The following is an 800-nucleotide window of genomic DNA, read 5'->3' on the forward strand; positions in this document are numbered from 1 at the left end:
TAGGTAGCTTAACCTTCGGGAGGGCGCTTACCACTTTGTGATTCATGACTGGGGTGAAGTCGTAACAAGGTAACCGTAGGGGAACCTGCGGTTGGATCACCTCCTTACCTAAAGATATTGCTTCGAGTGGCGTGCTCACACAGATTGTCTGATAGAAAGTAACGAGCAGAAATACCTTTATAGGCTTGTAGCTCAGGTGGTTAGAGCGCACCCCTGATAAGGGTGAGGTCGGTGGTTCAAGTCCACTCAGGCCTACCACTTCTTGTAAGTGGAAAAGGTACTGCACGTGACTGTATGGGGCTATAGCTCAGCTGGGAGAGCGCCTGCCTTGCACGCAGGAGGTCAGCGGTTCGATCCCGCTTAGCTCCACCATATAGTCCGGTATTTCAATACTTCAGAGTATATTGGCGACAGTATGCTGCGAAGTATTTTGCTCTTTAACAATCTGGAACAAGCTGAAAATTGAAACATGACGGCTGAAATTTATCCCTCCGTAGATGTACTGGGATAAAGAGTAACCTGTCATAGAGTCTCTCAAATGTTTGCAGCGCGAACGATGGAAACATCTTCGGGTTGTGAGGTTAAGTGACTAAGCGTACACGGTGGATGCCTAGGCAGTCAGAGGCGATGAAGGGCGTGCTAATCTGCGAAAAGCGTCGGTAAGGTGATATGAACCGTTACAACCGGCGATACCCGAATGGGGAAACCCAGTGTGTTTCGACACACTATCATGTCATGAATACATAGTGGCATGAGGCGAACCGGGGGAACTGAAACATCTAAGTACCCCGAGGAAAAGA

Annotated in this window: 2 tRNA genes and 2 rRNA genes; all 4 read left to right on the forward strand. The window is 48.8% G+C overall.

Annotation, left to right across the window (positions count from 1 at the left end):
• Nucleotides 1-107, forward strand: a 16S ribosomal RNA gene (locus tag ACJ8IP_RS24200); the annotation flags it as partial.
• Nucleotides 108-181: 74 nt separating this feature from the next.
• Nucleotides 182-258 (forward strand) — tRNA-Ile (locus tag ACJ8IP_RS24205).
• Between the two features lie 38 nt (nucleotides 259-296).
• Nucleotides 297-372 (forward strand) — tRNA-Ala (locus ACJ8IP_RS24210).
• Between the two features lie 207 nt (nucleotides 373-579).
• Nucleotides 580-800, forward strand: a 23S ribosomal RNA gene (locus ACJ8IP_RS24215); the annotation flags it as partial.

Source organism: Serratia sp. CY52157 (assembly GCF_052168495.1).
GTDB classification, from domain to species: Bacteria; Pseudomonadota; Gammaproteobacteria; order Enterobacterales; family Enterobacteriaceae; genus Serratia; species Serratia ureilytica.